Below are 8701 nucleotides of genomic sequence, written 5' to 3' on the forward strand. Positions count from 1 at the left end.
GGTATTATTATCCAAATGGAATGCGAGGAGGAAGCTGTTTGGAAATCATTCGCAAAAACCCTGAAAATGTAGCACCTCCAATAGGCTCCTATTCACATCTGACCATTGTGCCAAGAGAGGCAGACATACTTGTGCTATCAGGGCAAGTAGGAACAGATCGGGATGGAAACCTGCCCGAAGGAGTCGAAGAACAACTTAGAAACGCTCTAAACAATGTAACCAGCATTTTGAGCAGTGAAGGCGTTACGTCAGAAGGTATACTAAAAATAAACATCTGGTTAACAGAGATGATCAATCGGGATCAGTTTACTGCCATTTGGAAAGAATTCCACGGTGGCAACCCCCCCTCTACAACGATGGCTTATGTTTCTGCTTTGGCGCAGCCCAAACTGAAGGTTGAAGTAGAGGCCTGGGCAGCCAGATGTTAAAGTGGCGGCTTATAGCCGCTTTTTTGTTTGGGGATGGATTAGCCGCTACTGTTTATTGAAAAGGGGTGAGAGGAAATGAAAGCGTTGCTAATTTTCGTCACTACCTATCTCATCATCAGCTTGCCTGATTTTTTCGGGTTTTCCTTTGCCGTTCAATGGGTACCCGGAGTTTCCGATTTATACAAAGCGTGGACCTATTTTTCAATGGGCTTGTCTGAAAAAGCTGTTCTCAAATTGATCGTTTCTGCGGCCTCAAGCGTGTTTTTCGCAGTCATCTTGAAAAGGAGATCCTGTTTGAGCAAGTGACGGTGTTTTTCCAAGCCACGCGTAATATAATCGGGATGACTATTATTTGGCATGATTGATCCGCTATAATGTAGAGGGAAAATTGCCAATCGCGGAAAAATGTAATTGTAATTAGGGTATGTTGTGTGAAGAGTATTAGGCGGCAATGAAGAGAAAGCCCCCGGACAGACAATCAGAAATAAAAGACCAGCAGACTGACAGACCGAAGACGACAGCGCCTTGCCGTCAGTTGCAAGATAATTGAGGCTCCTGTCCAGGCAGGGGCTTTTTCCATGCTGATCCAGCCGGAAAAGCATGCGGCAAACAAACGAGAGGGAGGGGACAGTGTGAGGAATCACTGCTTGTGGGCAGCCGTTTTGTTTATGTGCTTATCGTTGTTTCCTGAACCGGCGGGTGCCAGTGACAAGGTGCTTCGCGTCGCCTTCGACAAGGAGCTCCCTCCTTTTGCGTATATGGACGAAAACGGCAAGGCCAGCGGATTCAACATTGATCTGATAAAGGCCATTGCCGAAGAGAACGGCTATGAGCTGGAGTATGTGCCGCTGGAATGGGAGGACGCCCTTTCCTATCTGAAGGACGGAAAGGTGGATGTGCTTCTCGGCATCAAGTATACGAACCGCTACGATCTTGTCTTCGACTTTAGCGAATCGTTTTTTACCATGTCCGAGGTGCTTTTGGTTCCCAAGCAGGACAGTGAGATTTTTACCCTGAATCAATTGCGGGAAAAAGTCGTTGCTGTACAGCGTGGCAATGTCGGCATGGACTTGCTGGAAAGTGTCCGAAGAGTCAAAATGCTCGTATCCTTCAACCAGCGGGATGCCCTGGACAATTTGATAAGGGGAAGAGCCGATGCGTTTATCGGAAATCGCTGGACAGCGGAGTACCTTCTGGAGAAGGCGAACAAACAAGACGAGTTCGTGATGCGCTCCGGTCTGATCAATCCGACCGATTACGCCTTTGCCGTTCGGGAAGGCAATTATGAACTGCTCGACAAGATTAACGAAGGGTTGAACAAGCTCTATCGGGACGGAACCTATACCCGGCTGTACAGCCATTACTTTGAACCGTACGCAACGCATGCGACGGACCGGTATCGCAAAGTAGTGATCGGCCTTTTGGTCGTCATGGCACTCGTGTCGATTACCTTGGTGACGATCTTTTTCTGGAACAAACGGCTAAAAGCAGAGGTGAGACGCCAGACGGCTGCACTGGCCGACGTGATGGCGTTCCAAAGGCAGGTTCTGGACAATACGGAGAGCGCGATCCTCTCCCTGGACGTTTTCGGACATATTACGCTGGTCAACCAGGTGACGCGGCGGCTGCTTTTGACAGACGATGATGCGATCGGACGGCATATCAGTGCCCTGCTTCCGCAACTGCCTGTGGAACAAGCTCTCGCGGCGGACAAGCCTTCCTTTTATGAAGGAGAGTTTCAGTTGGAACAATCTTCTGTCCGCGTCTTTCACTACTATATGGCTCCCTTTGGCAACGCTGTCTCCGAGCATGTCGGGTGGATCGTCAGCTTGCAGGATAGGACCGAGCAAAAGCGGCTGCAGGCGAGGCTGATTTCGCAGGAAAAAATGCATGCACTCGGCCAATTGGCAGCAGGGATGGCTCACGAACTGAGAAACCCGCTCACAGCGATCAAAACCTTTATCGATATGCTGCCAAAGAAGCTGGATGACGAGCGTTTTCGCTCCGAGCTGCTGCATTATGTACCGGAAGAAATGGAGCGAATGAATCGAATCCTGGAGGACCTGCTGGACTACTCCCGTTCCAAGCCGTTGGAAATAGAGGAGACGGACCTCAAAATGCTGGTGGATTCTGTCCTGGGGCTGTTTGCAAAACGGGCGGTAAACGAGCAAGTCGAAATGCATATTGAAGTGCCTCAGGGAATCAAGGTATGCCTCGACCGCAGAAGGCTGAAACAAGTGCTGATCAACTTGATGATAAATGCGCTGGAAGCCATGTCGACAAGTTCCGTAAAACGGCTTCATATCAAGGCTCGGGAAAGTGCGGACGGCGTGGAGCTGACGGTCAGCGATACGGGAGAAGGGATGAGCGCGGAACAGCTGCCCCATTTGTTTGAACCCTTTTTTACGACCAAGACGCAAGGGATCGGTCTGGGACTGTATGTCAGCGACAAAATCATGCGGGAACACGGAGGCCGGATTGATGTCAGCAGTACAAAAGGAGAGGGCACGACGTTCACCCTGTTTTTTCAGTAGGGAATAGAAGGAGGACAGCCATGACACGCTTGCTGATTGTGGACGACGAACCGGCAATCTGCGCCTCTCTGTCGTTTGCGTTAGAGGATGATTTCGATGTATTTACAGCCAAGGACGAGCAGACGGCACTCGCTGTCCTTGAGCAAGAGGAGATCGACTGTGTGCTGCTCGATCTCAATCTCGGCTCTACCAGCGGACTGGAGCTGCTTCCGAAGCTAAAAAAACTGCGTCCGGACCTGACGGTTATCATGATGACTGCCTTTGGAACGATTGAATCGTCTGTAGCGGCGATGAAAGCGGGGGCGTACCACTACCTGACCAAGCCGCTTCATCTGGACGAGGTGAAGCTCTTGATAAACAAAGCGCTGGAATTTCAAAAGCTGCACAAGAGGGTAAAGGTATTGAGCGCCGCTGTCAAGCAGCAGCAGTCCTACGCCGGGATGATCGGGAAGAGCCAGCAAATGCAGCGAATTTATCAGTTGATTGAAAAGGTCAAGGACATTCCCTCAAATATCCTGATCACAGGAGAAAGCGGGACGGGCAAAGAGCTGGTCGCCAGGGCCATTCACTATCAGGGGGTTCGGAGCCAAGCTGCGTTCTCCGTAATAAACTGCGCCGCGATACCCGAGACTTTGCTGGAGAGCGAGTTATTCGGGTATGCAAAAGGGGCGTTTACCGGGGCTGTGCAGCAAAAAACCGGGCTGTTTGAGCGTTCGCACGGAGGCACGGTCTTTCTCGATGAGATCGGGGAGATGCCGCTTGCTCTGCAAGCCAAGCTGCTGCGGGTCATTCAGGAGCGCACCGTGACTCCCTTGGGCAGTTATTCTACAAAAGAGATAGATATCCGTCTCATCGCGGCGACCAATCGGAATTTGGAAGAGGAAGTGGCCAAGGGTACCTTTCGCGAGGATTTGTACTACCGTCTGAATGTGATTCCAATCCGTACCCCTGCGTTGCGTGAACGGCCGGAGGATGTGCCTCTCCTGGTTGACTATTTTCTCGATCTTTATGCAGCCAACATGGGCAGGGAAAAGAAAGAATGCAGCCCGGATGTAAAAAAGAAGCTGTTCGCCTATTCATTTCCGGGCAACGTGAGGGAACTGGCCAATATTATCGAATATGCGATAGCCCTCTCCGCGGGAGAGATCCTTACCATGGAAGACTTGCCCGCTTCCCTGGTCAGCCAGCCGACAGGAAAACGCCTTTTTCCGAAGAGTCAGGAGGGCGTATTCGTGCCGGCGAATGCGACACTGGAGGAGGCCGAGCGGCTGGTAATTCTGCACACCCTGGAAAAGAACGGCGGACATCGCAAAAAGACAGCCGATCAGCTGGGGATTAGTGAGCGGGGATTGCGTCAAAAACTCAAGCAATATCTCGAGTCGTAAATAATCGCTGGCCCCATAACCGGAAAAAAATTCCGCCCGATTCGGACATTTTTTCCGGTTTTTCTCTTTTGTCGCCGAAGCGGAACGGCAAAAAGCGTCATTTTTCGTGTAATCATGATGTGGCACGGCTCTTGCTTTATTTTGTTGCAAACGGTTTCAAAAAAGAAAAGGGGGAGTCACATTGTTGAAGAAAATGCTCACGATCTTATCATCCACGCTGCTTGTCCTTACTGTCGCAGCTTGTGGAAACCAATCCGCGCCTTCGACCGGATCTGGCGGAGAAGCTTCAGGAGGAGGCGGTGGGGGAGCCGAGCAGAAGTTCCTCACAATCGCTACCGGCGGAAGCTCGGGGCCTTACTACACCATTGGCGGCGCCATGTCGAAAATCTACAAGGAGAAGCTGGGCTACAATGCGTCCGTCCAATCTACCGGCGCCTCTGTTGAAAACATCAATCTGTTGAAGACGAAAAAGGCCGATCTTGCCTTTGTCATGTCAGACGTTACTTCCTTTGCATACGAAGGACAAGAAAACTTCAAGGAAAGCGGCGCTATCAAGGACTTGAGAGCAATGGCCGGTCTGTACCTGAACTACGTGCAGGTCGTTACGTTGAAAGACCGCAATATTAAATCGATTGCCGACCTGAAAGGCAAACGCGTCGGTGTAGGGGCACCCAACTCCGGTGTCGAAGTGAACGCCCGCATGGTGCTGGCTGGTCACGGTATTACCTACAACGACATCAAGGCGGACTACCTGTCTTACGCCGAGGCGATCGAGCAGTTGAAAAACAACGCCATTGACGCAGCATTCGTAACGTCCGGACTTCCGAACTCTACCGTGATCGATCTGATGACGACCAAAGACGTGGAGATTGTCCCGATCAAAAAAGAAGATGTCGACAAGATGGCGGAAAAATTCCCGTTCTTCGTTTCTGCGGAAATCCCGGCAGGTCTCTATAAAAACGATCAGCCTGTCCAAACAGCCGCAATTCGCAACATCATGCTCGTTCGGAGCGACTTTTCCGATGAACAGGTGTACAAGCTGACCAAAGCCTTCTTTGAAAATATCGATGCATTAAAAGAGGCGCACAACGCAGCCAAGGACATTGACGTAAAAGAAGCGGGCAAGAACCTCGTGGTACCGCTCCATCCGGGTGCAGAAAAATACTATAAGGAAGTTGGCGCTCTCAACTAATCGATACAATCGCACGACCTGATAAAAAGGGAGGAGACATCATGAAGAAATGGATATTCAGGCTGCTTCTCCTCTTTGTGGGCCTCACGGCGCTGGGGCCCCAACCCTTTTTATTTCTAAACGATTTTCACCAGCAAGAGACAATCGGCGCAGTGCCTCTTGGAATGACCGATCAATTTGAAGTGGAGTGGGTGCATTCTGTCGAGCTTACTCCTTGGAGAGAGACGTACAGCGTGCATTGGCTGTATGGGATGGAGCTGGCAGAGACCTCCTTTCGTTCCTTCGGAGCAGGAGTTCCCACAGAGTTTGCAGATGCGAAAGTGACTGTTCAAGACGGCTGGATCAAGGTATCCGATCTGCATGATCGACGCGAGTCCATTCTCTATTTGATTACCCGGGACGATTACGTATTGCGAGTCAGTGGTCAACAGTGGAAATTATCCGATGTATTGCCATTGGGTACGTCGTTGGAGCTTTCCGTCAAGTGGTTTCCTTGGTGGTACCGGTTTGTATACAAGCTTGAAAAGAAAGGGAGTGACGAGTAGATGAGTGCTTCGAACCAGATGCTTACGGATGAAGAAGTGCGCCAAAATGAAAGCAAGGCGCAGGCTATCTTGCAGGAGTACGACAAGGAAGCGGGTTATCGGGTTTTTGACAAAAAGTGGATAGGCCTGCTCGTTTCTGTCATTGCCATCTGCTTTGCCCTCTATCATCTCTACGCTGCCTATGCCATCCCATTTGTAACGCTAAAGCACCGTTCTCTCCATGTGGCGGTTGTACTTTGCCTGATCTATCTGTTATATCCGGGGTGGAAGAAAGCGTCGCGCAAAAAGCTGTCTCTTTTGGATGTTGTGTTGGCGCTAGCCTCACTGGGAACGGCAGGCTATATATTTATTTATTATCTCGATATCGTCAATCGAGGCGGCATCCCTTCGACGCTTGACGTGACTTTTGCGACCATCACCTGCCTGCTTGTCCTGGAGGCTTCGCGCCGAGTGGCAGGGTGGGAGCTTACAGCGATGGCCAGCATTTTTGTCGCGTATGCGTATCTGGGCCCGTATTTGCCGGGAGACTTTGCGCATCGAGGCTATACGTTTAGCGACATCTTCAACTATATGTATGTCACCACTGAAGGTATTTTTGGCGATGCTACGGCCGTTTCTGCTTCCTTCATTATCCTCTTTATTATTTTCGGCGCCTTCTTGTCCAAATCAGGCATGGGGACGCTGTTTAATGATCTGTCGCTCGCGCTGGCGGGAAGCAGCAAGGGCGGACCTGCCAAGGTAGGAGTCATCGCCAGTGCGGTACACGGCTCGATCAACGGCTCGGCAGTAGCCAGTGTTGTCACTACCGGATCGTTTACCATCCCGATGATGAAACGTGTCGGCTACAAGCCGGATTTTGCAGCAGGTGTTGAGGCGACTGCAGCCGTTGGCGGACAGATATTGCCTCCGATCATGGGGGCGGCTGCTTTTATTATGGCGGAGACACTCGGTGTTCCATACATTACGATTGCCGTCGCCGCATTGATACCGGCGATCATGTACTATTTCGGTCTGCTGGTACAGGTTCATCTCCGGGCTGACCGCGACAATTTGCAAGGGCTGACCAAGGAAGAGCTCCCCAAAGTAAAGGACGTTTTGAAAGAACGGGGGCACTTGCTGCTGCCTTTGATTCTGCTAGTCCTCCTGTTGATGATGGGGTATACGCCAACTCTTGTCGCTGTGGCTACCATTATAGCTACGATTGTAATTGCTGCGCTTCGTCCTTCCAGCCGCATGGGCTTTCGCGATGTTTTGCAAGCGCTGGAAACCGGCGTGAGGGACACGCTGGGGGTAGCAGCGGCGTGCGCCGCCGTCGGAATTACGGTTGGTGTCTTCAGCTTGACTGGTTTAGGCTTGAAGCTGGCTAATATCATTTTGATGATGGGATCAGGCAGTTTGTTTATGACACTGCTGTTTACCATGATCGCTTCCATTATTCTCGGACTGGGGCTGCCGTCTATCCCTTGCTACATCATTACCGCTACTATGGCGGCACCGGCCCTTTCCACCTTTGGGGTCGATCCTTTGGCAGCGCACTTGTTTGTCTTCTACTTTGGTGCGATTGCCAATTTGACGCCTCCGATTGCCCTGGCAGCCTTTGCCGGAGCTGGTATCGCCGGTTCAGATCCACAGCGGACCGGATGGATTTCGTGTAAGCTGGCGTTGGCCGGATTTATTGTTCCGTTTATCTTTATTTACAAGCCTGGCTTGTTGATTCTTGAATCCAGTGTTGCTGATATTGCCTTTGCAGCCTTGGCTACGCTGCTGGCTGTTTTGGCATTGGCCGCAGCAACGGAAGGGTTCCTCTTTGCCAAAATGAATCGGATTTTCCGTTTGGCTTTGATTGCGGCCGGGATTTTGCTGATCTTCCCCGAAGCGATCCTGATGGGAAGCGGACTTGGTATCATGATAGCGATCAGTGTGCTTCAGTTTATGAAAAAGAGAAATGGTATAAAGACGATTGAGGTATAGGGAGTTAGTATAAGAAAGAGAGGGAAAGGTGATCCCTCTCTTTTTTGTCTGCCTTATTTTTATAGTAGGAATGCATTTGTTCACGTTCTTTTTTCAATTGGAGTAAAAAAGTTTAAAATAACCCTTGATTTCATTCTTTGGATGTGATAGATTATTCCTTGTCGCCAATAAGCGACACGATCTGAGAGAAAAGGTCAATGAATTTGATAGAAAAAGATCTTGACTCGATAGATTGAACCTGATATACTGAAAAAGTTCGACAACGAAATGCTCTTTGAAAACTGAACAGCGAAGCGTTTTTACCGAAGTAATGCCAGATGTCACACTGAGGTACTTCAGTATCGAAGTGATGCCGGTTGTGACGCTGAAATACTTCGTAGTGAGTAAATCACAAGCCTAGCAATTTCTTTCTTGAAGTCAAAGATGTAAACTCAACTTTATTGGAGAGTTTGATCCTGGCTCAGGACGAACGCTGGCGGCGTGCCTAATACATGCAAGTCGAGCGAGTCCCTTCGGGGGCTAGCGGCGGACGGGTGAGTAACACGTAGGCAACCTGCCCGTAAGCTCGGGATAACATGGGGAAACTCATGCTAATACCGGATAGGGTCTTCTCTCGCATGAGAGGAGACGGAAAGGTGGCGCAAGC

Annotated in this window: 7 protein-coding genes and 1 rRNA gene; all 8 read left to right on the forward strand. The window is 50.3% G+C overall.

Annotation, left to right across the window (positions count from 1 at the left end):
- Nucleotides 1–38 precede the first annotated feature (38 nt).
- Nucleotides 39–428 (forward strand): RidA family protein, encoded by a 390-nt coding sequence (locus tag EDM54_RS23660; protein WP_003388238.1) that lies wholly within the window; start codon nt 39–41, stop codon nt 426–428.
- A 75-nt stretch (nt 429–503) separates the two neighbouring features.
- Complete coding sequence (locus EDM54_RS23665; RefSeq protein WP_039070232.1) at nt 504–734, forward strand: hypothetical protein; 231 nt, start codon at nt 504–506, stop codon at nt 732–734.
- Nucleotides 735–1006: 272 nt separating this feature from the next.
- The gene (locus tag EDM54_RS23670) at nt 1007–2962 is read left to right on the forward strand and encodes a transporter substrate-binding domain-containing protein (RefSeq protein ID WP_003388236.1); all 1956 of its coding nucleotides are present in this window, start codon (nt 1007–1009) and stop codon (nt 2960–2962) included.
- A gap of 20 nt (nt 2963–2982) precedes the next feature.
- Nucleotides 2983–4347, forward strand: coding sequence for a sigma-54-dependent transcriptional regulator (locus EDM54_RS23675; RefSeq protein ID WP_122958892.1), 1365 nt, complete (start codon nt 2983–2985; stop codon nt 4345–4347).
- A gap of 184 nt (nt 4348–4531) precedes the next feature.
- On the forward strand, nt 4532–5539 hold the full coding sequence (locus tag EDM54_RS23680) for a TAXI family TRAP transporter solute-binding subunit (RefSeq protein ID WP_024985338.1): 1008 nt from the start codon (nt 4532–4534) through the stop codon (nt 5537–5539).
- A gap of 41 nt (nt 5540–5580) precedes the next feature.
- The gene (locus EDM54_RS23685) at nt 5581–6084 is read left to right on the forward strand and encodes a DUF1850 domain-containing protein (RefSeq protein WP_003388233.1); all 504 of its coding nucleotides are present in this window, start codon (nt 5581–5583) and stop codon (nt 6082–6084) included.
- Nucleotides 6085–8055, forward strand: a complete 1971-nt coding sequence (locus tag EDM54_RS23690) for a TRAP transporter permease (protein ID WP_122958893.1) — start codon at nt 6085–6087, stop codon at nt 8053–8055.
- 437 nt (nt 8056–8492) lie between these two features.
- Nucleotides 8493–8701, forward strand: a 16S ribosomal RNA gene (locus EDM54_RS23695); the annotation flags it as partial.

It is taken from the genome of Brevibacillus borstelensis, assembly GCF_003710865.1.
Taxonomy (GTDB): domain Bacteria; phylum Bacillota; class Bacilli; order Brevibacillales; family Brevibacillaceae; genus Brevibacillus; species Brevibacillus borstelensis.

Excerpts from the sequence above, each read along its gene's own strand:
- EDM54_RS23665 (WP_039070232.1), top strand. The coding sequence starts at position 504 with ATGAAAGCGTTGCTAATTTTCGTCACTACCTATCTCATCATCAGCTTG.
- EDM54_RS23675 (WP_122958892.1), top strand. The coding sequence starts at position 2,983 with ATGACACGCTTGCTGATTGTGGACGACGAACCGGCAATCTGCGCCTCT.
- EDM54_RS23685 (WP_003388233.1), top strand. The coding sequence starts at position 5,581 with ATGAAGAAATGGATATTCAGGCTGCTTCTCCTCTTTGTGGGCCTCACG.
- EDM54_RS23670 (WP_003388236.1), top strand. The coding sequence starts at position 1,007 with ATGCTGATCCAGCCGGAAAAGCATGCGGCAAACAAACGAGAGGGAGGG.
- EDM54_RS23690 (WP_122958893.1), top strand. The coding sequence starts at position 6,085 with ATGAGTGCTTCGAACCAGATGCTTACGGATGAAGAAGTGCGCCAAAAT.